This window comes from Aliidiomarina haloalkalitolerans (assembly GCF_003987315.1).
Lineage (GTDB): Bacteria > Pseudomonadota > Gammaproteobacteria > Enterobacterales > Alteromonadaceae > Aliidiomarina > Aliidiomarina haloalkalitolerans.
In genome coordinates, this window is sequence record NZ_PIPI01000002.1 from 20,516 (window position 1) to 45,976 (window position 25,461).

A 25,461-nucleotide genomic window follows, 5' to 3' on the forward strand; every position below is an offset into this window, starting at 1 on the left:
AAATTCAGCGACATAGAGCGAGTCCATGCAGATACCTTACACCGAAATAGACGCCGACACGTTAACTCGTTTAATTGAGCATTTTGTGCTGCGCGAAGGCACTGACTACGGCCTCGAGGAAAAGTCGCTGGAAGAGAAAGTCGCCGATGTTCGCCAGCAGCTCGAGCGCGGCGATGCCATCATTGTTTATTCAGAATTGCATGAGTCGGTCAATATTGTTGCAGCACAGGATTACCGACCCGAATAGCAGCTTGCAGGCACTAATTGTCAACGACCGGCGCCGGGAATATCTGATCCCATTGAACGAGCGGATCCCCGAGTACCAAAAAGTTTGGGTTACCGGTGTCAGCTGTTTGATTATACGTGAGCGGTTGAAAGTGCAGGTCGAGTAATTGCCCCCCCGCTTCCTGCACCAATATCTCGGCAGCTCCGGTGTCCCATTCGCCGGTCGGGCCAATGCGCATAAACACATCGGCCTTGCCTTCGGCAACCAATGCTGACTTCAGTGCACAACTACCTGTATGCATAATCGCAATTGGACGCTGCTCGCCAAGTCGCGACAACACGCGCGACTCCGGCTGACGACGGCTTAAGGCAATCGTGATTGGATCGTAGCGCGGATCTTCGAGTTTACGTACGTGAATGCGCTCTTGGTGTCCTTGACTACGCTTGAATGCACCATAGCCCGCTGCAGCGAAGTATAAGCGGTCAGCCACCGGCCAACCAATCATGCCTAGAACTGGCTTACCATCATGAATCAAGGCAATACTCACCGCAAAATCCCCGCTACCAGCAACGAATTCTTGGGTACCATCAAGCGGGTCCACTAGCCAATAAGTTTGCCAGCGTTTGCGTTCACGCCACGGTTGAATCGCCTCTTCCGACAACACCGGAACATCTGGCGTTAGTAAACTCAGTTCTTTGGTGAGTAACTCGCTGGCAGCAATGTCAGCACTCGTCACTGGTGACTCATCGGCTTTGCTGTAGGTTTTAAACTCACCCGACTCGTAATGCGCCAGCAATAGGTCACCGGTGCGATTGGTGATTTTTGCTAGCGGCTCAATGAGCTTACTAACATTTTCTTTTGTGAGAGTCATAGTCACCTACTTCACTACTGTCTGCAAACCTAACTATTTGCTAACCTACCTATTTGCCAACCTAACTGGCTGCCAACTTACTGCTTAAGTATAACTCAATTCAACGATTACTTTTCGTTTTGCTGTGCTTGATGCCAGCGCTGCATCAGTAATAACGCGGCGACGCTGCGCGCTTCCGTAAAATCAGGTTGAATCAGTAATTCATCGAGCTCTGACAGCTTCCAAGGGACAATTTCAAGCGGCTCGGGTTCATCGCCCACTAATTGCTCAGGGTATAACTCTTCGCCGACAAATAAGGTCATTGCGGCAGAGAAAAAAGCGGGAGCCATCGACACTTGCTTCAGCGCAGTGAGCTTGCCGACACCATAGCCAATCTCTTCTTTTAGCTCTCGGTCCGCTGCTTGTTCCGCGGTTTCGCCAGGGTCGATGAGGCCTTTCGGAAAGCCAAGTTGATAACTGTGTAAACCGGCCGCGTATTCACGCACCAGTAAAATCGTTTCGGGGTCTAAAAAAGGAACGACCATCACAGCGCCTCGGCCACTGCCTTGCATACGTTCGTATTGACGTAACTCACCATTATTGAACTTTAAATCAATTGCTTCAATGCGGAGCAAGCGACTTTTCGCTACAATCTGTCGCGATAGTACGGTTGGAAGGTCTCTCTGTTTGCTTGTTTTTTCCGACATGCGAATACCACGGCACTCTGGGCTGGTTGTCTAATTGCGTATTCTGTTACCTTACTACCATAACCTTACAATGAGAATAGATTCAGGAAAACCCATGTTAAATTGGTCTGAAATAGATACTGTATTACTCGATATGGACGGTACACTGCTCGATCTTCGTTATGACAATCACTTTTGGAATGAGCAACTGCATTTTCATTATGCCAAGCAACATGGGGTTAGTGTTGATGCTGCTAAACAAACCCTAATTGAACACTTTCGCGCTGTGGCGGGTACTTTAAATTGGTATTGTTTGGATTACTGGGAACAAACCTTGCAGCTCCCCATTCGGCACTTAAAAGCACAAACCTCAGACCTTATCCAATTGCGTCCGGACACCACTGATTTCTTGCAAGCGCTGCAGCGAGCTGGCAAACAAGTCGCATTAATTACCAATGCACACCCGGACGCGCTGGCATTGAAGAATCAGCATACGCCGCTCGCCAAGTTGTGTCCGCAACAGTTTTCGACTCACGAATTTGGCTACTGCAAAGAGTTTCAGCAACTTTGGCAAGGTTTACAAGCCCGTTTTCCGTTTGACCCAGAACGCACCTTGTTCATTGATGACGGCGAGCATATCCTCGACAGCGCTCGTGAATTTGGTATCCGCTTTACGGTGGGAATTAACAACCCGGATAGCCAATTGCCGGTGAAAGAATTTGATCATCACCCAGCAATTTCGTCATTTACCCAGCTACCTGCAATTGGATAAAATATTGCGAAATCAGCCATTCAACGTCATTATTTATCATTCAATATGAATTACTTGAGCGCCCGCAAAGGAAGATACTATGTCTGATCGCCAACATTTCGACAGCATTGTCATTGGTTCAGGCCCCGGTGGCGAAGGCGCCGCTATGATGCTGGCAAAACGCGGCCAACGTGTCGCCATGATAGAAGCGGAATCACGCTTGGGCGGTGGTTGCACGCATTGGGGGACTATCCCATCCAAAGCCTTACGTCATTCGGTGAGCCGTTTAATTGAATACAATGCCAGCCCGTTGTTTTCGCGGCAGCAAATGCCATTAAAGCTGACCTTTGCGGAAATCCTTCATCATGCAGAATCGGTGATTCGCAAACAGGTAAAACTTCGTAGCTCCTTTTATGAGCGCAATGACGTCGAGGTGATTCATGGCGTTGCGCAGTTTATCGACGCCAACACCATTGAAGTGCGTCACCCCGACGGCTCACTCGACAGATTAAGCGCGAATAATTTTGTCATTGCCACGGGCTCAAGGCCCTATCACCCGCCGGGCGTCGACTTTAGCCACCCGCGCATTTACGACTCAGACACCATTCTTTCACTACAGCACGACCCGAAAAATATAATTATTTTTGGTGCCGGCGTTATTGGCTGTGAATATGCCAGTATCTTTCGCGGCCTCGGGGTTAAAGTCGATTTAATTAATACCCGCAATCGGCTGTTGTCGTTCCTCGACTCAGAATTCTCTGATGCACTCAGTTATCACTTGCGTAACAGTGGCGTGGTGATTCGCCATCAAGAAGAGTTTCGCCAAGTGATTGGCCGCGACGATGGTGTGATTTTAGAAACCGAATCCGGCAAGCGAATTTTTGCCGACTGCCTGTTATATGCTAACGGTCGGTCTGGTAATGTGGAAAAGCTAAACTTAGATGCTGTCGGCCTGAAGCCAAATCATCGTGGCCAACTTGAAGTTGATGAAAACTACCAGACTGCGGTCGAGCATATCTATGCGGTCGGTGACATCATCGGTTATCCAAGCCTAGCCAGTGCAGCCTATGATCAGGGCCGTTTTGCCGCCGTGGCAATTCTTGACGGGAACTGCGAAACCAAGCTTGTTTCCGACATTCCGACTGGAATTTACACCATTCCAGAGATTAGCTCGGTTGGGGCAACTGAAGAAGAGTTAACCGCAGCCAACGTGCCCTATGAAGTTGGTCGGGCACAATTTAAACACCTCGCTCGCGCTCAAATCGCTGATAGTTTAGTTGGCAGTTTAAAAATACTTTTCCACCGCGAGAGCAAAGAAATACTTGGTATTCACTGTTTCGGAGAGCGGGCCTCGGAAATCGTCCACATCGGACAAGCCATTATGGAGCAAAAAGGTAGCGGCAATACGATTGAGTATTTCGTTAACACCACGTTTAACTATCCAACCATGGCAGAAGCCTATCGGGTCGCAGCGTTAAATGGCCTTAATCGATTACCTCCGCATTCGGATAACGCGGCAAAGTAACTCGAATTCTCAGCCCGCCGCGGGGATCGTTGCGGGCTTCAACGTGTCCACGGTGCATTTGCGCAAAGCGTTTGACAATCGCAAGGCCGAGGCCAGTGCCTTCGTCACTGCGCGCTGCATTGCCGCGTGTAAACGGATTAAACATCGCATCCACTTGTTCGTCTGGAATTCCGGCGCCCGCATCGCGCACGCTAAACCACACGTGCTCTTCGTCACGGCTTAGCCCCGAAGCAATTTCAATCGGTGGTTGGCCATAACGTTTAGCATTAACAATTAAGTTGGTCAAAATTCGTTTGACCGCAACAGGTTGCAGCTCCATATCCGGTACTCGCTGCAATTGTAAATCAATTTGCTCGGCCTCGAGATATTGGGCCGCAGCCACCACTTCCTCGATCAGTGTGTTGATGTTGGCGAAGGTAAAGCCCACTCGTTCGCTCGCCCGAGCAAAATCGCTAAATTGGCTAAGAATACTATTTAAGTCGTCGACATCCTGAATAATCCCATCAACCAAGAGGTCGTCTGGGTTCATCATTTCTGCGGCTAAGCGAATTCGTGTGAGTGGTGTCCGCAAATCATGGGAAATACCCGCTAAGAGCAACGCGCGATCTTCGTCAACTTTGCTCAAATTCAAGATCATGCGGTTAAATGCTCGCGTCACTTTCATTAATTCTTCGGTGCCCTTCTCGGGAATTGGCGCCGGGTCGTTGCCGAGTACCACTTCCTCGGCGGCCAATTGCAGCCTGCGCAATGGGCGATTTAATGATCGCGCAAACCAAGCTGCACCTAAAACGCTCACTAACCCGATAATGCCCAGAAGTAAAAACGAAGGCCATAAACGCAGGCCGCGCATGTCTTCCACTGGAATTTGGTACCAGTGGTCGGCGTCATCCAAATTGACCCATACAAACATGCGCTCAGCAGTCGTGAAACGAACTTCGGCTGGCCGGTCCAAGCGTTCACTGACTAAACGCGATATCCATGGTGCTCCGGCACTACGGCTAAGGCCGGCATCCTGTGCGGCTAAACCATTTAACGTGCGAACTTCACTCAGGTCTTCGATATGCATACGTACCAATGGGTCAGGCTGCGTGTCGACCCACTCGGCAATCAGAATATGGTTGGTAATGACATGTGTGAGCTGGTTGATCCCGGGCTTCACTACGTATTGCGCAACCAGTCCGTAAGTTAATGCAAGATTAAGCGCCAACACCAGCGCTATCAGCGACACGGTACGAGCAAAAGCACTTTTCGGCAATAATGTGCGCATTAGTTAGTCACGTTAGGTAGTTACGTCATGGCCGTCGGGTACAAACACGTAACCTAAGCCCCAAACGGTTTGTAAGTAACGCGGTTTGGAAGGTTCAACTTCGATCATCCGGCGCAAACGCGAAACTTGTACGTCAATACTGCGCTCTAGCGCTGCGTAATCTCGTCCGCGGGCCAAGTGCATGAGTTTATCTCGTGACAAGGGTTCACGCGGGTGCGTGACTAACGCCTTGAGAACTGCAAATTCGCCACTCGTTAAATTAAGTAACGTGTCACCTTGATACAGTTCTCGAGTCGACAGGTTGAAACGAAATTCGCCAAAACAAATATCTGCAGTCACTTTTAAAGTCGGTGCACCAGGGACATCGCGCTGTTGACGTTTTAATACTGCGCGCACTCGTGCAAGCAATTCGCGAGGGTTAAAGGGTTTTGCTAGATAGTCGTCAGCACCACTCTCCAGGCCGACAATCCGGTCCATCTCGCTGCCTTTGGCAGTCAGCATTATAATAGGAATATGGTTATTGCTTGCACGAAGACGTTGGCAAATGGATATCCCATCTTCGCCTGGCAGCATTAAATCAAGAACGATAAGACTGAAGCTTTCACGGCGCAAAAGCCGGTCCATTTGAGTTGCGTCGGCAGCTATCTTGACCATAAAGCCTTGCTCTGAAAGGTAGCGTTCAATTAATGTTCGTAATCTGACATCGTCATCAACGACTAGGATTCGCTCTTCTCTTTCCATCATTGATCTTTACCTATTGTTATTCTGCGAGCAGGAGACCAAATTTCTCTCGTTGGTCTCGATTATAATCATATTTTCGATAGATTGCGGTAGGAAAGTTAGCCATCCGGTATTGTTTTTCAGGCATAATACCCAAGCATTCATAGTTCTAGAGCAAAGTTCTTAAGTAAAGCTCGCAAGCTAACAGGCTACGGAAGCAGGGATGTCAAGAATGGCTTTCGTGACGACTTAACTATCTAACGCAAGAACATAAACATTGTGAAAACCAATTTGATCACCGCAGCGGGGCTAGCCAAACTCAAACAAGAGCTTGATGACTTGTGGCGTAAACAGCGTCCGGAGATCACCAAGAAAGTAGCTTGGGCAGCTAGTCTTGGCGACCGCTCGGAAAATGCCGACTACAAAGAAAACAAACGCTTACTGCGACAAGTTGACAGCCGTATCCGCTATTTACGTAAACGCATCGAAGCGCTTAAAGTAGTTGAGTACTCGCCACAGCAAGACGGCAAAGTGTTTTTTGGGGCCTGGGTGCAAGTCGAAGATCTCGACGGCCAAACCAGAACGTTTCGGATTGTCGGCCCCGACGAGATTTATGGCCGCAATGACTACATTTCTATCGATTCACCGATGGCCCGAGCGTTGTTAAAGAAATCGGTGGATGATGAAATTAGCGTGCAGACACCGACCGGCAGCAAGGTTTGGATTGTAAATACGATTGATTACCATCAGAAGCCCGTGTAGCTTGGCTAGGATCATGTGTGTGGCAGCACCGAGTGGATTCACTCTAAACTCGGGTCGACTTCAAATCGGTGGTTCCATTTTCCCCAATTCTGGTTTATTTTACACAGCTCATCTATGCTGCGTCGCATTCTGTCGCAAGATGTCAGTGTATTAGTATAATAATAATTGAATTTCGGTATTCTATAACGATCGGTGTCCACGCCGTGTGCATCCAACAAGAACAAAAGAATATCTTAAGAGTCTGAGCTACAGACCTAAGCCCTGAGGATTAACTGCATATGCTTATTCTAACCCGCCGCGTTGGCGAAACTCTGATGATCAATGACGATGTGAAGGTCACTGTGTTAGCCGTCAATGGCAATCAAGTCAAAATTGGCATTGACGCACCAAGCCATATTGCAGTTCACCGTGAAGAAATTTATTTACGCATCGAAGCAGAAAAGAATAAAAACGAGTGACTGCTCCCCGCCCTAAGCGCTAAAGCGCCACGGGCGAGGCTTCCAACTTCTCAGGCAGCAACTGGTGCGTGACCAGATTGACGCTTGCCTCCATTGGCAGAAACCGACAGTCCTGCGGCCTTTAATTTTAAAATGCCTTGCGCCTTGATATTTAAGGCTGCATTGATGTCCCTATCATGCTGTGTTGAACAGGCTGGACAGTGCCAATCACGCACGCTCAGCGACAGCTCTTCCAGCATGTGTCCACAGCAAGAGCAGATTTTAGAGCTGGCAAACCATTGATCAATTTTAATCAGATGCTTGCCTTGCTCTTTGGACTTATATTCCAGCTTTTGGATCAAGCCTGACCAACTCGCATCGGCAATGTGCTTAGACAATTTCTTGTTCTTAAGCATGTTTTTGACTTTCAGTGTCTCAACAATCACCGCTTGGCTTTCGTCAATGAGTTGTCGAGACAGCTTGTGCTGAAAATCAGCACGAGCATTCGCCAGACGCTGATGCGCCTTAGCGAGTTTAAGTCGGGCTTTTGCACGACCCTTGCTGCCTTTCTTGCAGCGTGATAAGGCTCTTTGTTTTCGGCGCAGATTGGCACTGGCTTTCTTCAAAAAGCGTGGATTCGGTTTTTTCGTGCCGTTTGAGTCTATGGCAAGATGTGTTAAACCCATATCCAATCCGAGCACTTGAGCAGCATTCAGGCTTTGAATGGGCGCAGGAGCTTCTTGCCCATCTTCATGCAGTAGTGCGGCATAGTATTCACCTGTCACGGTACGGGACAGGGTGATGCTTTTCAGTTTTCCTTCAATCTTGCGATGAATACGCGCTCTGATGGGCTGCTTTAACTTCGGCACTTTAATCCAGTCATCACCACAATCAACGCTCATGCAATGATAGCTGGACTGTCTGCTGTGCTTGCGCTTGAACTTGGGATAACGAGAAGGCAGTTTGGGATCAAAGAAACGTTGAAAGGCTTTATCCAGATTGATACATGCCTGCTGAAGTGCAATCGAATCAAATTCTTTGAGCCAATGATATTTACGAGATTTCTTCGCAACAGCCAACAGAGGCTTGAGGTCTTTCTTGGCGTTGAGTTTAAGTCCGTGACGTTTGTATTGTGAGCTGATGATATGCAAAGCCTTGTTGTATGCAAAGCGCACAGCGCCGAACTGACGGTTGAGAAATTCCGCCTGCTCAGGTGTTGGATAGATACGCACTTTAATGACTTTATTCATACTGTATATAATAACAGTTAATGGGTATAAAACAATCCATAACTGCTCGCAGTTATCCGCTTATATCCCCGCCCGATTGGGGGAGGGTTTACGCGGAAATTGCTAAACAGCCCTCAGCTAGCTGACAACAATTCCCGAGTTATTTGTGTTGTCAGCTGTCGAACCGGTTCTCGAAAAACCGCATGCGTGATACCATCGCTACACTTATTATTTAGTTTGAGTAGAAATGGTTATGTCAGCAGTTTCAACCAGTATCGCAGCACATCTAGCTGCTGAGTTAAATGTTCAGATTCAGCAAGTCAACGCGACCGTTGCCCTCCTAGACGAAGGCGCAACCGTGCCCTTTATCGCCCGCTATCGGAAAGAAGCCACGGGTGGACTCGACGACACCCAGCTGCGTAACCTTGTCAGTCGGTTAAGCTATCTGCGAGAGCTCAATGAGCGACGCGCTGTTATTCTAAAAAGTATTGCCGACCAAGAAAAACTGACACCTGAGCTGCAATCAGCAATCGAGAGTTGTCAGTCAAAAACCGAGCTCGAAGACCTCTATCTACCCTATAAACCGAAACGCCGCACCAAGGGGCAAATTGCCCTCGAAGCCGGTATCGGACCGCTCGCAGAAACATTACTGACAACAACGGAAGACCCTGAAAAACTCGCCGGCGACTATATTCAAGCCGACGCTGGTTTTGCTGATGTCAAAGCGGTGCTAGAGGGCGCGCGTTTTATTCTGATGGAACAATTTTCTGAAGACGCGCAACTATTAAAAAGCATTCGCCAACAACTCTGGCAAGGTGCTGAAGTTGCAGCGCAAGTGGCGCCAGGGAAAGAGCAAGAAGGCGCGAAGTTTCGTGACTACTTTGATTATCAAGAAGCCATTCGCAACATTCCATCGCATCGCGCACTCGCGCTTTTCCGTGGTCGCAACGAGGGGGTCTTGCAGCTCCGTCTCAATGCCGATCCGAATGCTGAAGAAGGTACGCGTTATAGCGCTTATGAACCTCTTATCGCCAAACATTTTGAGCTTGAGTGCGAGCACGGCTTAGCCGGTGCATGGCGCAAGCAAACAGTTCAATGGACTTGGCGCATCAAAATACTGCCACGCATGGAAACCGATTTATTTGGTCAGCTCAGAGATGCCGCCGAAGAAGCAGCGATTCATGTATTTGCGACCAATTTGAAAGACCTATTGATGGCCGCGCCAGCAGGTCAACGGACAACCTTAGGCCTTGATCCCGGACTGCGGACGGGTGTGAAAGCAACCGTGGTCGACGGCACCGGTAAACTTTTAGCGCACACCACTATTTTCCCGCATGCACCACAAAACCAGTGGGACAAAGGTTTACGTTCACTTGCTGCATTATGCCAATTACACAAAGTCGAACTCGTCGCCATTGGTAACGGCACCGCGTCGCGAGAAACCGACCGCTTAGTGGCTGAATTAATGAAGGCCAATCCAAAGTTCAATTTAACCAAAGTCATGGTCAGCGAAGCAGGTGCTTCTGTTTATTCGGCATCGGAACTTGCAGCTCACGAATTCCCTGATTTGGATGTCTCCTATCGTGGCGCGGTTTCTATTGCTCGGCGCTTACAAGACCCACTCGCTGAACTGGTAAAAATCGAACCGAAAGCAATTGGTGTTGGCCAGTATCAACACGACGTGAGCCAGTCGTTACTAGCGCAAAGCCTCGATGGAGTTGTCGAAGACTGTGTTAACGCAGTTGGGGTCGACGTGAACACGGCATCAGTACCACTGCTCGCCCGAGTTGCCGGTTTGAACCGGAACCTAGCCTTGAATATTGTCAACTATCGTGAGCAAAACGGCGCGTTTGCCAACCGCAAAGCTCTGCTTGAAGTGCCACGTATGGGCCCGAAAAGCTTTGAACAGGCGGCAGGCTTCTTGCGTGTCATGGGTGGCAAGAACCCACTCGACGGTTCCGCCGTTCACCCCGAAGCCTACCCCGTAGCAGAGCGGATTGCCGCCGCCAATGGCAAAGCGGTTGCAGACATCATTGGCGACAGTGGGTTTCTGAAAAGCTTACAAGCACGCGACTACACCGATGAGCATTTTGGTGTGCCAACCGTGAGCGATATTATCCGCGAACTTGAAAAACCTGGTCGTGACCCGCGTCCTGAATTCAAAACTGCCGAGTTTAAAGAAGGCGTTGAAACCTTAGCCGACCTCAAAATTGGCATGACCCTTGAAGGCGTGGTCACTAACGTTACCAACTTTGGCGCTTTCGTGGATATTGGTGTTCATCAGGACGGACTCGTGCACATTTCGGCGCTTGCCGACAAATTTGTTAGCGATCCGCACGACGTAGTGAAAGCCGGCGATGTCGTCAAGGTCAAAGTGACTGAAGTCGATACCGAGCGCAAACGGATCGCTTTGACCATGCGTCTGCAGGATCCTGTCGTCAGTAGTTCGACAGCAACGAAAGAAAGCAGCAAAGGTGCGAGTACTTCAACCGGTACTTCAGCCGCTAAATCAGCCGCTACTAAAGCGGGTCGGCAACGCCCGAACAAAGCGCCCGCTGCGCCGGTGAATAATGCATTTGCCGAAGCATTTGCCAAAGCGAAACGGCGCTAAGCACCAATGGATGCGTTATTGCTCATTCTTGCCTATCTGGCGATTGGTTTAAGCTTAAAGCGCTTGCACTTGATGCCGGTAAACACCGGCCAAGTGCTCAATCAGTATGTGATCAATGTCGCCGTACCTGCGATGATTCTGCTGCATTTGCCCAAACTTGAGCTCAACACTGAGGTGCTATTACCAGCGCTAATGCCTTGGCTGCTGTATCCATTAGCGGTCGCGCTGATCTTACTAGCCGCCCGCGCGTTCGCATGGTCACGGGAGTTAACAGGTGCGATGCTCATTGTTGTGCCACTGGGTAACACCTCGTTTCTTGGTTTCCCAATGGTCGAGACCTTTTTTGGTGCGGCTGGCCTGCCTTATGCGGTGATTTACGACCAGGTCGGTTCTTTCGTGGCGCTCGCGTTTATTGCCTCAACCTTTGCGGCTGTGTATAGCAAAGACGCTGGTAGCAGTGAAGCTGGAGCTCACCAAGTAGATGGAAGTAAGGGACCGCACGGTGTCATCGCAATTGCGAAAAAGTTACTCACATTTCCACCGGTTATCGCGCTTTTCATTGCCCTGCTGTTTGGTCAAGAAGCATATCCACGAGTGGTTCAGCCACTGATTGAAAATTTAGCGGCGACGTTGGTTCCTGTGGTGATGATTGCCGTTGGTTTCCAACTGCACTTTCGCATTCCACGTGAAGACTTGTTTCCGTTTACTTTCGCCATGGTGGTTAAACTTGTGGTCATGCCACTGGTGGCGTTTGCGGTCGTTCGTGGTCTCGGCGTTGACAGCTTGGCTGCCCAAGTAACCGTCTTGGAAGCTTCCATGCCGTTTATGATCAGTGCCGGCGCCATCGCCATTGGCGCCGGTTTAAAGCCGCGATTTGTCGCCTCTTTAGTCGGCTATGGCGTTCTATTAGGATTGGTCACAGTGCCCATTTGGGCATGGCTATTACAAAACTCTTCTTGAAAGTCGTGAAGTTGGTCGACCATACTTGGTCCTTCACGACGTTTGCGGCGCATCGCCTCTCGAGCCTTAGCGATTTCGCTTGCGCGGGTGCGGCGCAAATTCTTTGCTAACCCAACACCACGTAGGCTTAAAATGAGCCACTTGGTCGGGTCAAAGTGATACCAACGCACGCCATTACGATAGTCGCCCGAGAAAATGTGATGGAAGTTATGGTAGCCCTCACCAAACGTCAGCAAAGCCAACCAACCATTATCACGCGCCGAGTTTGTATCGGTATAGGTGCGTTTACCCCAAATGTGCGCGAGCGAATTGATAAAGAAAGTCGTATGATGCCCAACGACTAAGCGGAATACGCCAAGTACCAGTAGGGCTCCACCGATTTGCCCGAGCAACGCGCCGATTGCCAATGGCACACCGATATTCATGATCAATACCAGCAACAAATAGTGCTTGTGTTGCCATTGCACGATAGGGTCTCGTTGCAGGTCTTTGACGTTGCGGTAATCGGTGTAACGATGATCCTGATGTTCACGCAACATCCAACCAATGTGCGCAAACCAAAACCCACGGGTAATTGCATAGGGGTCTTTGTCTTCATGATCGACGTGCTTATGGTGCTCACGATGATCAGACGCCCAATGCAGAACACTGTTCTGTAATGCTAATGCACCGCCTAAGGCAAATAGAATTCGAACTGACCAATGCGCGTCCCAGGCCTTATGTGACCACAAACGATGGTAACCGGCGGTGATGGAAATGCCCGCAAAACAGAACATGACAATAAACGCAGTCCAAAGCGGCCAACTAAAGCCTTGTGACCACAAGTACCATGGCACACCAATCACACTAACCAGGAACGTCGAACTGAACAGGATGGCATTCAACCACAAAATGGGGGGATTTTCTTTCATGTACATCTCTCAACTAATTTACAGCGACACGCCTTATTTAGGCTAACACGTGTACGCTGAATTTAAACGTTCTTGGCGCAGAAAACAACCCCACAAATTGAACTTTACGCTTTGCACTGGTACATTCCTCAGTTATCCACAAGGTTAAGGACTCTCGGACATGGTCGGTATTCGTGCCAAGCAAAAAGAAAAAACGCGTCGCGCCCTGATCGACGCCGCATTAAACCAACTTAGTCCGCAAACAACTTTTTCCAGCTTAAGCCTGCGCGAAGTTGCCCGTGAAGCTGGCATTGCGCCCACATCGTTTTATCGCCATTTTCAAAACATGGACGAGCTGGGTCTAACTCTAGTTGACGAAGGCGGCCTGACACTGCGGCAATTACTCCGCCAAAGCAGACAGCGGCTCGCCAAGGGCGGCTCGGTTATTCGCATTTCCGTTGAGATTTTCATGGACTTTATTACCAATAACAGCAGCGTGTTTCGCTTGTTATTGCAGGAGCGCAGCGGCACGTCGAAAGAGTTTCGTTTAGCGATCGCCCGTGAAATTGAACATTTCAAATCCGAATTAGCTGATTACTTGCACACCGAGCGCCAGTTGCCAAATGAGCTCGCTGAGATACAAGCCGACGCGATGGTGCGCGTGGTGTTTAGTGCCGGTGCCGACGCTCTTGATATGCCTATTTCTGAGCGCCACATTCTGGCCGAACGAACCATTCAACAGCTGCGCATGATTGCACAGGGCGCAACCAGCATGCAGCAGGCCGCAAGCCAAGATGCAGGCCAGTCTGCAAGCTGATACACTGAATTCGTATTTTTCTGCACAATAAAACCACAAGGAGAAACTCATGGGTCGCTTACTCAGTTGGCTCAGCGTGTTATTGTTGGTCGTTGCGCCTGCCACACAGGCGCAGCAACGCGATATCACGCTTGAAGAAGTCATTACCATGCAACGGGTCGCGCAAGCAGTCACCTCATCGGACGGAGCTTTCACTGCCTTTACCAAAGTGCGTCCGCGCACACCCTATAAAGAAGACGATGGCGGTGCTTACACTGAATTGTTTGTGCGCAATGCCGCGGGACAAACTATTCCATTTGTAACCGGTGACGTGCGAATTGGCCAAATTCGCTTTAGCCGTGACAACGAGTACTTGTTCTATCTGGCCCAGCGTGGCGACGACAAACACACCAGTCTGTACAAAATTCCGGTCAATGGTGGTGAGTCCACTCGTGTGTATCAGCACGAAACAGCAATTGGTAGCTTCGACTTTTGCACAACAGGTCGCCACATTACATTTACAGCGCGGGAAAAAGGCCCGGAAAAGAGCGCCGAGTTAGCCAAAAAAGGTTTCCGCGCGCAGGTTTACGAAGAAGAGAGCCTGAAGACTCAAATTTGGCTGCTCGATACCCAGGCTGAAGAGCTAAAAGCACAAGTAGTAGAGCTGGACGAGCATGTTCATTCAGTGCAGTTCCGCCCGCAACATCCACACCTGCTTGCTCGTGTGGCACCAACGACTTTAGTTGACGACGACCTAATGCTTAGCAGTTATGTGGTCATGAGCACCTCGGGCGAAGAGATCGTGCGGGTACAGAGTGAAGGTAAATTAGGCGCTGCTGCGTTTTCACCCGATGGCCAACGTTTGGCAATCATTGGTGCGGAAGACCAGCACGATCCAGCGACCGGTCGTCTTTATTTAGTTAACCTTGAGAACGGTAGCCTGACTGACCTCGCTCCCGACCTTATTGGTCATGTCCAAGATATTGCTTGGGCCGACAACAATAACCTCTTATGGTTGGCCGACATTCATGTCGAAACTGAGATTTTCAGCACTAACGTGGCGAGTCGCGAAACGAGCTCATTGATTGGTCAAGGCGAAGCGATCTTCTCGCGTATCAACAGTGTGAGTAGTAATGGCCTAGTGACCTTCGTTGCGCACACCCCTGCTCACCCGCCAGAAGTGTTCCATTTCCACAACGGTGATTTACAGCGCGTGACCGATTCAAATCCATGGCTCGCTGAAGTACGTCAACCACGTCAAGAAGTGATTGTTCACGAAGCCCGTGACGGTCTCGAGCTTGAGGGCATTTTGGTTTACCCGCACGACTATCAAGAAGGCACGCGTGTGCCGGTGATCATGAATATTCATGGTGGACCAGAAGCACACATTCGCAATGGCTGGAATGATCGTTATTCGAGCCCAACTTGGTATGCGGCGCAACAAGGTTTTGCGACCTTTTTCCCGAACTACCGTGGCAGCACAGGCCGTGGCGTTGAGTTTTCCAAGCTTGGACAAAACGATTATGCCGGCAAAGAGTTTGACGACATCGTCGACGCGAAAGAGCATTTAGTGGCCATTGGCCTTGCAGACCCAGAGCGTGTTGGTATTACCGGTGGTTCATACGGTGGCTACGCGTCCGCTTGGGGCGCGACCAAGCAAACCGAGCACTTTGCGGCGAGCGTGATGTTTGTTGGTATTTCCAATAACCTTTCTAAATTTGGTACCACCGACATTCCCAACGAAATGCACTTAGTCCATGCTCGTAGTTATCCGTGGGACAAATGGCAATGGTATTTAGAGCGCAGCCCGATTTACTGGGCCGAGCAAGCACGCACGCCAATCCTGATCATGCACGGTGCCGAAGATACCCGCGTACACCCTAGCCAGTCGATGGAGCTGTATCGTTATCTGAAGGTTCACGGCAATGTGCCTGTACGCTTGGTACTGTACCCAGGCGAAGGTCACGGTAATACCCGCGCTGCTTCGCAGCTCGACTATGCCCTGCGCCTGATGCGCTGGATGAATCATTACTTGATTGAACAAGCTGATGGTATTCCGCCGCACGAATTACCACACGCAGAACGGTTATAATTCACGGCTGTTGTAGCCACTGAAGCACTATCAAAAAGCCCCGGCAGCATTTCAAATGCTTTCGGGGCTTTTTTACGACCTGCCGTTATTACCACTGTCAACGTGGCTTAATGCGAACCGCTCACTTTATTCTCAGCCAAGAAGTCTAAAAGCTGCTCTAGCGGCATCGGCCGCGCAAAGTAATAGCCTTGGATGTAATGTACGCCAGCATCTTCGACAAACTTCGCTTGCTCAGGTGTTTCGACCCCTTCCGCGATAACCTTCAAATTAAGTTGCTTTGCGAGGGTAATAATGCTTCGCGTAATCGCAGCATCGTCATCATTTTCGGTCACATCCTGAATAAACCCGCGGTCAATTTTAAGAATATCCACCGGCAAGGTTTTCAGGTAACCAAGACTTGAGAAACCAGTACCAAAATCATCTAGGGAAATCACAAAATGGCGGTCGCGCAGTTTTTGAAGCTGTTGGAATGCCCGGTTGGTGTCTTCCATTAACACGCTCTCGGTAAGCTCGATGTGGAGCAGGCGCGAAGAGAACCCGGTGAGGTTTAACGTATGCGATAACGAATCAATAAAGTTGGCACGACTAAATTGGCGCGCAGACAAGTTGACAGCAACGCTGAGTTCGCCAAACTTTTGTAGCTTAATGCCATCGACGCAAGCCTGATGTAAAACCCAGGAGCTGATCGGAATGATCTGCCCGGTGTCTTCAGCGATCGGAATAAACTCGCTCGGCGGCACAAATGAGCCGTCCTCTCTTTGCCACCGTAATAACGCCTCAACGCCAACGACTGCATGGTCATGGGCACGTACAATTGGCTGATAATAGAGCGTCAACGCCCCTTGTTCGAGTACATGCTGTAATTGGTTGCGCAGGGTCACCGACTCATGGAAACGGTCACTAATGTCTGCAGAATAGAAATGGAAGTGGTTGCGGCCTTGGCGCTTCGCTTGGTACATCGCCATATCCGCATGTTGAATTAACTGCTTCGCATCGGCAGGACTCTGTAATGTACTGGTGACACCAATACTTGCGGTTAAATACAAACGATACTGGTCGATATGATAAGGCTGAGCAACTGCGGAAAGAATCTCGCCCACCATGTCGGTTAAGGTTACTTCCTTCGAAAGTTTCGGTACTAACACTAAAAATTCGTCACTACCGAACCGACCAACCACACAATCTTCACCCACTGCACGTTCAATTCGACCGGCGGTTTCTTGCAGTAGCTTATCCCCGACTGCCAGACCTAAACTGTCATTCACCGGTTTAAAACCATCAAGATCAATAAACAGAACGGCTACATGTTGCTGGCTAGGGAAATTCGTCTTGTAAGTGGCTGCAGTTCGTTGCCGCTCTGGGTCGACAAGTTGTCGGCACCACGCTTCTAAGGTGTCCTCAATGACCACGCGATTCACGAGCCCGGTCAAGCTATCGTGCGTTGCTTGAACCTTAAGTTTACGTCGCTGCAAACGCAAGATTTGCCCAGTTTCACTACTTACCACTAAAAATACGGCAAGTAGGAGTCCGCCCATCAAAACTAAGACATAGAGATTGGCCAAGTTTTTTAACTGGTCAAGGTCAACTAAGTAGCCTTCGAGTTGCAGTTGCAATCCGAACGGCATGCGCATATTTCTTGCAACGGTGTAAAGCGCTTGTGGGTATTGTTCGCGCGTGTCTAAAATCTCGGTGGACGTACCAAGACTGCGTAACAAATAATGCTCATTCATACGCACATAGGTGAACAAGGCAGAGGTTGCCGACACACCCGTCGGGTTGACTAGTCGAGAGAAGTCGAACACAGCGACAACATATCCGAACAACGCAACTCGATGATTGCCAACATCGTCACCATTCGCTGGGCGTCGAAATATCGGTAACTTTACCAAAATAACCGGTTGATAGTCGGTATTGTATGACGCCACTGGCGAGTGAAAACTTGGTTGTCGTTCCGTACTGGCCAACCATGCTCGCACATCCGCTGTTGCCAATAATGGCGCGAACGACTGTTGCTCGGGCTTCAACTCTTCCCAACTAAATTCACCCTCTGTGTCGAGAAAGAGAATACCGGATAAATGATCAACGTCATTTAAGTACGACAGTACGTCAACTTCCATTAACAGTGGTAATTCGGCTTCATTGACGGTTTGCCAGCGGCGCACTAGCCGCTGCATCAGTTGTACGTTCTGCGCAACCACCAACTCTCGTAATGCAACCGTTTGGGCTAAATAGGTCTGTGCTTGTTGTGCGGTCCGTTGAACTTCTGACGTTGTCAGCATGAACCAAAAGCCACACACGGTGACGATACTGAAGCCGCCGACAATTAAAGCTTTACGGCTCGGTCTGAGCTTTGCCACATTCTCCAAATAGGAACCAATAAACAAAGCGACGCCAAACATGGCTAGATATAGCGCACTGATGGTGACCACAATTGGATGTGAGCCAAAATAGGTAAAATTATCCTCTTGCCAGCAAAGACCAAGAAACACGAGTCCTGCAATTGTACTTAAGGCGCCGAGATAACGCCAAATGATCTGTCGATAACGAGCCGACATATTGAATAATAATGCGGCGCCAATCAACATAAAGAATATCGTAATCGGCCACTTAATCGACGCAGAGAATAGCTCTAAGGGTAAGGTTGCGGAAGTGGGGAAAAACGCCCCTCGCGCGAGGGAATAAAGCGAAGCCACAACAATTGCCGTGGCAAAAGCCACACGCATGATGTGATAACCGCGAATGGCGCCAAACATGGCAAAGCCGGTGGCGATTGAAACGAGCGCAGCGGTCGCCGACAGCACTTCTAAAAGTGGCTGTTCAACAGGACGAAAAATATATAAACCGAGGCCCACCGCGCCGGTAAAAATTGCCGCAAAGACCATGGTATAGAATGCAGCAACGGCAGGTGTGCTCGATATAATCAGCTGGCGACGCACAAAGCTCAACCTTTGTTATAATTTTGTAAGCAGTTTATGAGCTTTTAAAGAAAGGGTCAAAGGCTATTAATGTCGCAACCTAGAAAGTTGAGGGTTTACCCTCACCGAAATTATTTTTAAAACCCTCCAAGGGCTAGATACAAAAAGCCGAGTGGAGATTTCTCCCCACCCGGCTTTTGCGTAAGTAGCTTCTGCGTAAGTCTTTTCGATTTTTAAGTCAATGACTTACAGGCTTGGGCCCGCTGCAACTAACGCTTTACCTTCGGCGTTGTCGGTAAACTTCTCGAAGTTAGCAATAAAACGTGCCGCTAAGTCTTGGGCTTTGACGTCCCAGTCAGTAGCGTCTGCGTAGGTATTGCGCGGGTCGAGAATGCTGGCATCATCGACACCTGCGAGAGCGGTAGGCATTGCTAAGTTGAAGTATGGCAACTGCACAAATTCAGCGTTTTCAATGCTGCCATCTAAGATAGCGTCAATGATAGCGCGTGTTGCTTTAATTGAAATACGCTTGCCAGTGCCGTTCCAACCGGTGTTCACGAGGTACGCTTCGGCGCCTGAGTCGGCCATGCGTTTTGCCAGTACTTCTGCATACTTTGTTGGGTGTAAGCTTAAGAATGCTGCACCGAAACATGCTGAGAAAGTTGGCGTCGGCTCAGTAATGCCGCGCTCTGTGCCCGCTAATTTAGCCGTGAAGCCTGACAGGAAGTGATATTGTGCTTGTTCGGTCGTGAGTTTAGCAACCGGTGGTAACACACCGAAGGCGTCAGCAGTTAAGAAGATAACCTTCTTCGCATGACCAGCTTTTGACACTGGCTTGACGATGTTATCAATGTGATAAATCGGATAGGAAACACGGGTGTTTTCGGTTTTTGAACCGTCATCGAAATCAACTGTGCCATCCGCTAAAACGGTTACGTTCTCGAGCAATGCGTCGCGGCGAATTGCGCGGTAGATATCCGGCTCGGCTTCTTCACTGAGGTTGATTGTTTTCGCATAACAACCACCTTCGAAGTTAAAGACGCCGTCGTCATCCCAGCCGTGCTCGTCGTCACCAATCAGCTGACGCTTTGGATCGGTCGATAACGTCGTTTTACCTGTGCCTGACAAACCAAAGAAGACCGCGACGTCGCCGTCAGCCCCCACGTTTGCAGAACAGTGCATCGAAGCAATGCCTTGCAACGGCAGGAAGTAGTTCATCATTGAGAACATGCCTTTCTTCATTTCTCCGCCGTACCAAGTACCGCCGATTAATTGCATGCGCTCAGTCAGGTTAAAGGCAACAAAGTTCTCAGAATTTAAACCATGCTTTTCGAAATTCGGATTCGTGCACTTCGCACCGTTCATCACGACGAAGTCAGGTTTGAAGGTTTTCAACTCTTCTTCGCTTGGACGAATGAACATGTTTTTGACGAAATGTGCCTGCCATGCGACTTCGGTAATGAAACGCACGGCTAAACGCGTGTCTTCGTTCGCTCCGCAATAAGTGTCTACCACAAAGAGACGCTTATTTGATAATTGCTGAGTGACCAACTGCTTCAGTTCAGTCCATACTTCTGGAGAAATAGGCTTGTTGTCGTTCTTGCCTTGATCAGACCACCATACCGTGTCGCGCGTGGTGTCATCGCGCACAATATATTTGTCTTTCGGTGAACGACCGGTAAAGATACCGGTATCAACGGCGACGGCGCCAGTTTTGGTAACACGTCCTTGTTCATAACCTTCTAGGTCGCTGCGGGTTTCTTCAGCAAACAATAAGTCGTAAGAAGGGTTGTAGACAATTTCGGTGACGTCTGTAATGCCATATTGGCTCAGATCCAGATCAGTCATGCGAAGGGCTCCTGCGGATACGAATGTTAAGTAGGTTTAAGTGAATAATTTTGCGGGCAAATAATAGCTTTTTTGGCTCACAAAAGATAGAGCAAATTACCACCAATTGCCTTGCTAATCGGCCTGCTGCTTGAATTTCAAGGCCAACGCCTGCGCTATTTCAGGATGGGTAAACTCATGCACATTGCCACCATGCATTGCGACTTCTTTCACCAAAGTAGATGAAATAAAAGAGTTTTCCTCTGAGGGCGTAAGAAAGACACTCTCCAGGTCTGGGTTGAGTCGGCGGTTCATATTCGCAAGCTGGAATTCAAATTCAAAATCTGACACCGCCCGCAGACCTCGGATGAGCACATGCGCTTTTTGTTCGCGAGCAAGGTCAGCAAGCAATCCCGTGAAGCCCAAAACACGCACGTTATCGAGGTGCTCTGTAACGCGCTGAACCAAGGCAACCCGCTCTTCAAGCGTGAACAACGGCTTTTTGCTTGTGTTCGCGGCAACACCAACAATAACCTCAGAAAAAAGCTTGGCCGCCCGTTCAATTAAATCGAAGTGGCCATTGGTAATAGGATCAAAGGTCCCAGGGTAGATTGCGCGTCGATACATAAGCTTTGCTAGTCTAGTGGTTAAGGATGAGTAAAATAGTAACGGATGCCGCCTTGTGCGTCCAATAACGCAGTATACAAATACGCAAAATTCAGGTCTGACCGGATATTTCCGCAAAGAATGCTGCAAATTTCTGAGCTAACACGTAAAATACGGGCTTATCGACACAGGTCAAAATTGCCACAGCTCACGACAGCCCGAGCGATTGCACAGCAAGAGAGCCGCTTAAACTTCAGGAGATTTTCATGAAAGATGCTTTTTACCACCAGTTAAGTGACCAGCTTGAAGAGGTCAAAGCTGAGGGGTTATTCAAAAAAGAACGGGTCATCGTTTCTTCGCAATATTCTGAAATCGAAGTGAATGGCGAAAAGGTACTTAATTTCTGTGCCAACAACTACTTGGGTTTGGCAAATCATCCTGAGCTAATTCAAGCGGCCAAAGACGGTCTCGACAGTCATGGCTTTGGCGTTGCTTCGGTGCGTTTTATTTGTGGCACCCAAGACATCCACAAAACCTTAGAAGCAAAACTCAGCGAATTCCTCGGCACCGAAGACACGATTCTTTATTCGTCATGCTTTGATGCCAATGCCGGTTTGTTTGAAACAATTCTTGGGCCAGAAGATGCGATCATTAGTGACGCATTAAACCACGCTAGCATTATCGACGGCGTCCGCTTGTGTAAAGCCAAGCGCTATCGCTACGCCAACAACGATGTTGCCGACTTAGAAAAGCAATTGCAGCAAGCCGTTGCCGACGGTGCCCGCCACAAGCTAATTGCCACTGACGGCGTGTTCTCAATGGACGGTATTATTGCCAACTTGCCAGCCATTTGTGATTTGGCAGACAAATACGGCGCGTTAGTCATGGTCGATGATTCGCACGCAGTTGGTTTTGTCGGCAAGAAAGGTCGTGGCACCCATGAATTCCATAACGTCATGGACCGCGTTGATATTATTACCGGCACCCTTGGTAAAGCGCTCGGCGGCGCGTCTGGCGGCTTTACCTCAGGGAAAAAAGAAGTCATTGAATGGCTGCGTCAGCGCTCGCGTCCGTATCTTTTCTCGAACTCATTAGCACCATCCATTGTCTCGGCATCGATTAAAGTTCTTGAAATGCTCAGCAATGGTGACGAATTACGCCAGCGTTTAATTGACAACAGCAATTACTTCCGCGAGCGCATGACCGCTGCTGGCTTCACGCTTGCCGGTGCCGACCATGCCATTATTCCGGTCATGCTTGGCGACGCCAAATTAGCCTCAGAAATGGCTGATCGAATGTTAGCCGAAGGCGTCTACGTGATCGGTTTCTCGTTCCCTGTGGTACCAAAAGGGCAAGCTCGAATTCGGACGCAAATGTCGGCTGCGCATACGCGTGCTCAACTAGACAAAACAATCGACGCCTTCATCCGCGTCGGTAAAGACTTGGGCGTCATTTAAGACGCTCGTTTCCATACTCGCATCAACTAAGTGAGTTTGACATGAAAGTATTAGCAAAATTGAAAGCTGAACCAGGTATTTGGATGTCTGAAGCAGACGTGCCCGAGTGCGGCTACAACGACCTGTTAATCAAGATTAAGAAAACCGCAATTTGCGGCACCGATGTGCATATTTACAAGTGGGACGAGTGGTCACAAAACACCATTCCTCTGGGTATGACGGTCGGTCATGAATATGTCGGCGAAGTGGCAGCCATGGGCGATGGTGTCCGCGGCTTTAAAGTCGGCGACCGTGTATCTGGCGAAGGCCACATTACCTGTGGTCACTGCCGCAACTGTCGTGCCGGCCGTCGTCACTTGTGTCGCAATACGACCGGTGTTGGCGTCAACCGTCCAGGTGCATTCGCGGAGTATCTCGTCATTCCAGCGGAAAACGCATTTAAGTTACCGGACAATATTTCCGATGACATGGCGGCTATTTTTGACCCGTTCGGTAATGCGGTACACACAGCTCTGTCGTTTGATCTCGTCGGAGAAGATGTGTTGATTACCGGCGCTGGCCCAATCGGTATTATGGCCGCAGCGGTTGCTCGCCATGCGGGCGCTCGCCATGTTGTGATTACTGACATCAACGACTACCGTCTAGAACTCGCCACGAAAATGGGTGCGACCCGAGCGGTCAATACCATGAGTACCAAGTTGGAAGACGTCATGAAAGAACTTGGTATGACCGAAGGCTTCGATGTCGGTCTCGAAATGTCGGGTGTACCAGTTGCTTTTAACCAAATGCTGAAAACCATGAACCATGGTGGCAAGGTTGCGCTGCTCGGTATTCCTCCAGGTGACATGGCGATTGATTGGAACCAAGTCATTTTCAAAGGCCTGGTAATCAAAGGCATTTATGGCCGCGAAATGTTCGAGACTTGGTACAAGATGGCGGCGTTACTACAATCAGGCTTAGACTTGTCGCCGATGATTACGCATAATTTCCATGTTGATGATTTCCAAGAAGGCTTCGACACGATGCTGTCGGGCAAATCAGGTAAAGTCATTCTCAACTGGGACTAAGCTCGATCTAGTTTAAGTTTGCACTTAGATTGCAAAGGAGGTCGTTAAAATGGGTGCTTTTCAGCGAATTTCTGTGGCAGATGCACAGGCCATGATGGCCAACGAGAAGGTACAAATTGCCGACTTGCGCGACCCGGCCTCTTTTGCCAGTGTGCACATTCCCGGCGCACAAAGAATTAGCAATGAGAATTTGCAAACCTTTATGCTCGAGAGTGATTTCGACCAACCTTTGTTGGTCGTCTGCTATCACGGTGTAAGCAGTCAAGGCGCCGGCCAATACTTGGCTGAGCAAGGATTCGACCGAGTTTATAGTCTCGATGGAGGCATCACGGCTTGGGCGACAACCTTTCCTGATCAAGTGGCTCGTGGCGCGTGATCAAGCTACACAGCAGTCGCGATAGTCAAGAAATCTTAGCACTGCAAACCATGCTTCGCCGCGCTGGCATGCCGGTAACGGTTACCGAACGCGGCAATTTACTTGAATTATGGCTCGTGCAAGCAAGCTACGAAGCTGCGGCACGCGAGCTCATTCGCGAGTTCCGTACAAACCCGCCAACCGAACAAGAACCGCAAGCGCCATTGGCCACCTTAGGTGGTGCGGCGTTATGGCATGTACTGGCACGCCAAGCAGGGATCTTTACGTTCGTGTTATTTGTGCTGGTGCTGATCGTTGCTGCCGCGCAGTGGTTTGTCGCACCGGAGTTTACCCTGAGCCAACTGATCTTCTCGCCGCATGGCGGTCACACCTTAGAAGCCTCTCAACCATGGCGTTGGATTACACCTATTCTTTTGCATTTCTCAGCAACACACCTGATTTTCAACTTATTTTGGTGGTGGTATTTAGGTGGGCGTCTCGAGTTAGTCTATGGTAGTAAAGTCTTAATTTTTGTCACACTTGTGACTGCGCTGGCCTCTAATTACGCTCAATGGTATGTTTCTGGGCCTTTATTCGGCGGCTTATCGGGTGTCGTGTATGGCTTGCTTGGGTTCGCCATGATCGTTGCTTGGCAACGGCCTCGCCATCCATTGGCGTTACCACCCGCTTTACTCGTTTTCATGATCGGCTGGCTCGTGCTTGGCTACACCGACTTACTCTGGGTTAATGTTGCCAACGAAGCGCATTCTGTCGGTTTAATTTCGGGTATTCTTCTGGGCTTCGTTTGGCGGGCAAAAAAACCGGCCATGCGCTAGTTCAATTGACTCCGCAACAAGGGTTTCGTTTTCATGCAATTTCCCATCGGTCTCAACGGCACTTGGCAGCCACCTGAAGCTTTGCAACTCACTCAAGCGCTCGAAGATTGGTTGCTTGATGCCGGCTCACTCACCGCGAAATTAAAGCAGGTTCATCCGGACTTCCGCGTTCAGGTACTCGCACAGGAACAGCAATTAGCCGAGCCACATGAATATCGTACGTTGGGGATAGACGTTGAGCCAGTTACCATTCGGGAAGTCTTGTTATACAGCAATAATGTACCTTGGGTTTTTGCGCGCAGCATATTGCCCCATCAGCAATTGGCCGCGCATGCAGAAATGACCCACATGGGCACGAACCCGCTGGGTGAACATCTTTTCCAGCGCGATGACATTCAGCCAGGGGTCATTGAAGTTGCCCAGTTCGCCAATTCAACACCCGTTGCGCAACTGAACCATCAGCTCCACCACCAAGCGGTCAGTTTATGGGGGCGGCGACGCTTATTCCATTTGCCAGAAACGGCAATTTTAGTGGCTGAAGTATTTCTTTCGTCCGTGCCCTGCTATGCTAATAACAATGGTATCAGGAGGTGATG

General features: G+C 49.5%; 23 protein-coding genes. 14 read left to right on the forward strand and 9 right to left on the reverse strand.

The annotated features are described in order from the left end of the window. Window positions 1-25: 25 nt before the first annotated feature. Entirely contained in the window at window positions 26-247 is a 222-nt protein-coding gene (locus CWE06_RS04420) for a YheU family protein (protein ID WP_126791591.1), read from the forward strand. Window positions 248-260: 13 nt separating this feature from the next. On the opposite strand, the gene cysQ is transcribed toward CWE06_RS04420, so the two are convergent. Continuing rightward, the gene (cysQ, locus tag CWE06_RS04425) at window positions 261-1,097 is read right to left on the reverse strand and encodes a 3'(2'),5'-bisphosphate nucleotidase CysQ (RefSeq protein WP_126791593.1); all 837 of its coding nucleotides are present in this window, start codon (window positions 1,095-1,097) and stop codon (window positions 261-263) included. Between the two features lie 107 nt (window positions 1,098-1,204). Next, entirely contained in the window at window positions 1,205-1,783 is a 579-nt protein-coding gene (gene nudE / locus CWE06_RS04430; protein WP_126791595.1) for an ADP compounds hydrolase NudE, read from the reverse strand. 94 nt (window positions 1,784-1,877) lie between these two features. On the opposite strand from nudE, the gene yrfG reads away from it, so the two are divergent. Both yrfG and sthA read left to right on the forward strand, forming a co-directional pair. Beyond that, window positions 1,878-2,534 carry a GMP/IMP nucleotidase gene (gene yrfG / locus CWE06_RS04435; RefSeq protein WP_126791597.1) on the forward strand — a complete coding sequence of 219 codons (657 nt, stop codon included), beginning with the start codon at window positions 1,878-1,880 and terminating at the stop codon, window positions 2,532-2,534. Window positions 2,535-2,613: 79 nt separating this feature from the next. Continuing rightward, a complete protein-coding gene (gene sthA / locus CWE06_RS04440) occupies window positions 2,614-4,038 on the forward strand; it encodes a Si-specific NAD(P)(+) transhydrogenase (RefSeq protein ID WP_126791599.1) in 1,425 nt (474 codons plus the stop codon). Here sthA and envZ read toward each other — a convergent pair. Both envZ and ompR read right to left on the reverse strand, forming a co-directional pair. Further along, window positions 3,998-5,305 carry a two-component system sensor histidine kinase EnvZ gene (gene envZ, locus CWE06_RS04445; protein ID WP_126791601.1) on the reverse strand — a complete coding sequence of 436 codons (1,308 nt, stop codon included), beginning with the start codon at window positions 5,303-5,305 and terminating at the stop codon, window positions 3,998-4,000. The genes sthA and envZ overlap by 41 nt on opposite strands. A 12-nt stretch (window positions 5,306-5,317) precedes the next feature. Further along, window positions 5,318-6,049 carry an osmolarity response regulator transcription factor OmpR gene (gene ompR / locus CWE06_RS04450; RefSeq protein ID WP_157981136.1) on the reverse strand — a complete coding sequence of 244 codons (732 nt, stop codon included), beginning with the start codon at window positions 6,047-6,049 and terminating at the stop codon, window positions 5,318-5,320. 255 nt (window positions 6,050-6,304) lie between these two features. On the opposite strand from ompR, the gene greB reads away from it, so the two are divergent. Together greB and csrA are read left to right on the forward strand one after the other, a co-directional pair. Continuing rightward, the gene (gene greB, locus CWE06_RS04455) at window positions 6,305-6,787 is read left to right on the forward strand and encodes a transcription elongation factor GreB (RefSeq protein ID WP_126791603.1); all 483 of its coding nucleotides are present in this window, start codon (window positions 6,305-6,307) and stop codon (window positions 6,785-6,787) included. Window positions 6,788-7,065: 278 nt separating this feature from the next. Further along, window positions 7,066-7,245, forward strand: coding sequence for a carbon storage regulator CsrA (gene csrA, locus CWE06_RS04460; protein ID WP_126791605.1), 180 nt, complete (start codon window positions 7,066-7,068; stop codon window positions 7,243-7,245). A gap of 50 nt (window positions 7,246-7,295) precedes the next feature. Here csrA and CWE06_RS04465 read toward each other — a convergent pair whose 3' ends face one another. Next, window positions 7,296-8,474 carry an RNA-guided endonuclease InsQ/TnpB family protein gene (locus CWE06_RS04465; protein WP_126791607.1) on the reverse strand — a complete coding sequence of 393 codons (1,179 nt, stop codon included), beginning with the start codon at window positions 8,472-8,474 and terminating at the stop codon, window positions 7,296-7,298. Window positions 8,475-8,706: 232 nt separating this feature from the next. Here CWE06_RS04465 and CWE06_RS04470 point away from each other — a divergent pair, with 232 nt between their 5' ends. Continuing rightward, the gene (locus tag CWE06_RS04470; RefSeq protein WP_126791608.1) at window positions 8,707-11,064 is read left to right on the forward strand and encodes a Tex family protein; all 2,358 of its coding nucleotides are present in this window, start codon (window positions 8,707-8,709) and stop codon (window positions 11,062-11,064) included. Between the two features lie 6 nt (window positions 11,065-11,070). After that, the gene (locus CWE06_RS04475; protein ID WP_126791610.1) at window positions 11,071-12,024 is read left to right on the forward strand and encodes an AEC family transporter; all 954 of its coding nucleotides are present in this window, start codon (window positions 11,071-11,073) and stop codon (window positions 12,022-12,024) included. Here CWE06_RS04475 and CWE06_RS04480 read toward each other — a convergent pair. After that, on the reverse strand, window positions 11,958-12,935 hold the full coding sequence (locus tag CWE06_RS04480; protein ID WP_126791612.1) for an acyl-CoA desaturase: 978 nt from the start codon (window positions 12,933-12,935) through the stop codon (window positions 11,958-11,960). The genes CWE06_RS04475 and CWE06_RS04480 overlap by 67 nt on opposite strands. Window positions 12,936-13,095: 160 nt before the next feature. Here CWE06_RS04480 and fabR point away from each other — a divergent pair, with 160 nt between their 5' ends. Together fabR and CWE06_RS04490 are read left to right on the forward strand one after the other, a co-directional pair. Beyond that, window positions 13,096-13,731, forward strand: coding sequence for an HTH-type transcriptional repressor FabR (fabR, locus tag CWE06_RS04485; protein ID WP_126791614.1), 636 nt, complete (start codon window positions 13,096-13,098; stop codon window positions 13,729-13,731). A 49-nt stretch (window positions 13,732-13,780) separates the two neighbouring features. Continuing rightward, window positions 13,781-15,802 carry a S9 family peptidase gene (locus CWE06_RS04490; protein WP_126791616.1) on the forward strand — a complete coding sequence of 674 codons (2,022 nt, stop codon included), beginning with the start codon at window positions 13,781-13,783 and terminating at the stop codon, window positions 15,800-15,802. 107 nt (window positions 15,803-15,909) lie between these two features. Here CWE06_RS04490 and CWE06_RS04495 read toward each other — a convergent pair whose 3' ends face one another. The 3 genes from CWE06_RS04495 to coaD all read right to left on the reverse strand — a co-directional run bounded on the left by CWE06_RS04495 (window position 15,910) and on the right by coaD (window position 21,171). Continuing rightward, window positions 15,910-18,738 (reverse strand): EAL domain-containing protein, encoded by a 2,829-nt coding sequence (locus CWE06_RS04495; RefSeq protein WP_126791618.1) that lies wholly within the window; start codon window positions 18,736-18,738, stop codon window positions 15,910-15,912. A gap of 225 nt (window positions 18,739-18,963) precedes the next feature. Next, on the reverse strand, window positions 18,964-20,565 hold the full coding sequence (gene pckA / locus CWE06_RS04500) for a phosphoenolpyruvate carboxykinase (ATP) (RefSeq protein WP_126791620.1): 1,602 nt from the start codon (window positions 20,563-20,565) through the stop codon (window positions 18,964-18,966). 114 nt (window positions 20,566-20,679) lie between these two features. Further along, a complete protein-coding gene (coaD, locus tag CWE06_RS04505) occupies window positions 20,680-21,171 on the reverse strand; it encodes a pantetheine-phosphate adenylyltransferase (RefSeq protein ID WP_126791621.1) in 492 nt (163 codons plus the stop codon). 245 nt (window positions 21,172-21,416) lie between these two features. Between coaD and CWE06_RS04510 the strand changes: the two genes are divergently transcribed. The 5 genes from CWE06_RS04510 to CWE06_RS04530 are packed head-to-tail and all read left to right on the forward strand — an operon-like array spanning window position 21,417 to window position 25,459. Then, complete coding sequence (locus tag CWE06_RS04510) at window positions 21,417-22,607, forward strand: glycine C-acetyltransferase (protein WP_126791623.1); 1,191 nt, start codon at window positions 21,417-21,419, stop codon at window positions 22,605-22,607. A 41-nt stretch (window positions 22,608-22,648) separates the two neighbouring features. Then, window positions 22,649-23,674, forward strand: coding sequence for an L-threonine 3-dehydrogenase (tdh, locus tag CWE06_RS04515; protein ID WP_126791625.1), 1,026 nt, complete (start codon window positions 22,649-22,651; stop codon window positions 23,672-23,674). Window positions 23,675-23,723: 49 nt separating this feature from the next. Next, on the forward strand, window positions 23,724-24,050 hold the full coding sequence (glpE, locus tag CWE06_RS04520; protein WP_126791627.1) for a thiosulfate sulfurtransferase GlpE: 327 nt from the start codon (window positions 23,724-23,726) through the stop codon (window positions 24,048-24,050). Next, window positions 24,047-24,865, forward strand: coding sequence for a rhomboid family intramembrane serine protease (locus CWE06_RS04525; RefSeq protein WP_126791629.1), 819 nt, complete (start codon window positions 24,047-24,049; stop codon window positions 24,863-24,865). The genes glpE and CWE06_RS04525 overlap by 4 nt, the downstream gene beginning before the upstream one ends. A 33-nt stretch (window positions 24,866-24,898) precedes the next feature. After that, the gene (locus CWE06_RS04530; protein ID WP_126791630.1) at window positions 24,899-25,459 is read left to right on the forward strand and encodes a chorismate--pyruvate lyase family protein; all 561 of its coding nucleotides are present in this window, start codon (window positions 24,899-24,901) and stop codon (window positions 25,457-25,459) included. Window positions 25,460-25,461: the final 2 nt, after the last annotated feature.

Excerpts from the sequence above, each read along its gene's own strand:
- cysQ (WP_126791593.1), bottom strand. The coding sequence starts at position 1,097 with ATGACTCTCACAAAAGAAAATGTTAGTAAGCTCATTGAGCCGCTAGCA.
- csrA (WP_126791605.1), top strand. The coding sequence starts at position 7,066 with ATGCTTATTCTAACCCGCCGCGTTGGCGAAACTCTGATGATCAATGAC.
- CWE06_RS04530 (WP_126791630.1), top strand. The coding sequence starts at position 24,899 with ATGCAATTTCCCATCGGTCTCAACGGCACTTGGCAGCCACCTGAAGCT.
- nudE (WP_126791595.1), bottom strand. The coding sequence starts at position 1,783 with ATGTCGGAAAAAACAAGCAAACAGAGAGACCTTCCAACCGTACTATCG.
- CWE06_RS04475 (WP_126791610.1), top strand. The coding sequence starts at position 11,071 with ATGGATGCGTTATTGCTCATTCTTGCCTATCTGGCGATTGGTTTAAGC.
- CWE06_RS04510 (WP_126791623.1), top strand. The coding sequence starts at position 21,417 with ATGAAAGATGCTTTTTACCACCAGTTAAGTGACCAGCTTGAAGAGGTC.
- CWE06_RS04470 (WP_126791608.1), top strand. The coding sequence starts at position 8,707 with ATGTCAGCAGTTTCAACCAGTATCGCAGCACATCTAGCTGCTGAGTTA.
- envZ (WP_126791601.1), bottom strand. The coding sequence starts at position 5,305 with ATGCGCACATTATTGCCGAAAAGTGCTTTTGCTCGTACCGTGTCGCTG.
- coaD (WP_126791621.1), bottom strand. The coding sequence starts at position 21,171 with ATGTATCGACGCGCAATCTACCCTGGGACCTTTGATCCTATTACCAAT.
- CWE06_RS04465 (WP_126791607.1), bottom strand. The coding sequence starts at position 8,474 with ATGAATAAAGTCATTAAAGTGCGTATCTATCCAACACCTGAGCAGGCG.
- yrfG (WP_126791597.1), top strand. The coding sequence starts at position 1,878 with ATGTTAAATTGGTCTGAAATAGATACTGTATTACTCGATATGGACGGT.
- sthA (WP_126791599.1), top strand. The coding sequence starts at position 2,614 with ATGTCTGATCGCCAACATTTCGACAGCATTGTCATTGGTTCAGGCCCC.
- pckA (WP_126791620.1), bottom strand. The coding sequence starts at position 20,565 with ATGACTGATCTGGATCTGAGCCAATATGGCATTACAGACGTCACCGAA.
- tdh (WP_126791625.1), top strand. The coding sequence starts at position 22,649 with ATGAAAGTATTAGCAAAATTGAAAGCTGAACCAGGTATTTGGATGTCT.
- CWE06_RS04490 (WP_126791616.1), top strand. The coding sequence starts at position 13,781 with ATGGGTCGCTTACTCAGTTGGCTCAGCGTGTTATTGTTGGTCGTTGCG.
- CWE06_RS04480 (WP_126791612.1), bottom strand. The coding sequence starts at position 12,935 with ATGAAAGAAAATCCCCCCATTTTGTGGTTGAATGCCATCCTGTTCAGT.
- CWE06_RS04420 (WP_126791591.1), top strand. The coding sequence starts at position 26 with ATGCAGATACCTTACACCGAAATAGACGCCGACACGTTAACTCGTTTA.
- ompR (WP_157981136.1), bottom strand. The coding sequence starts at position 6,049 with ATGATGGAAAGAGAAGAGCGAATCCTAGTCGTTGATGACGATGTCAGA.
- glpE (WP_126791627.1), top strand. The coding sequence starts at position 23,724 with ATGGGTGCTTTTCAGCGAATTTCTGTGGCAGATGCACAGGCCATGATG.
- fabR (WP_126791614.1), top strand. The coding sequence starts at position 13,096 with ATGGTCGGTATTCGTGCCAAGCAAAAAGAAAAAACGCGTCGCGCCCTG.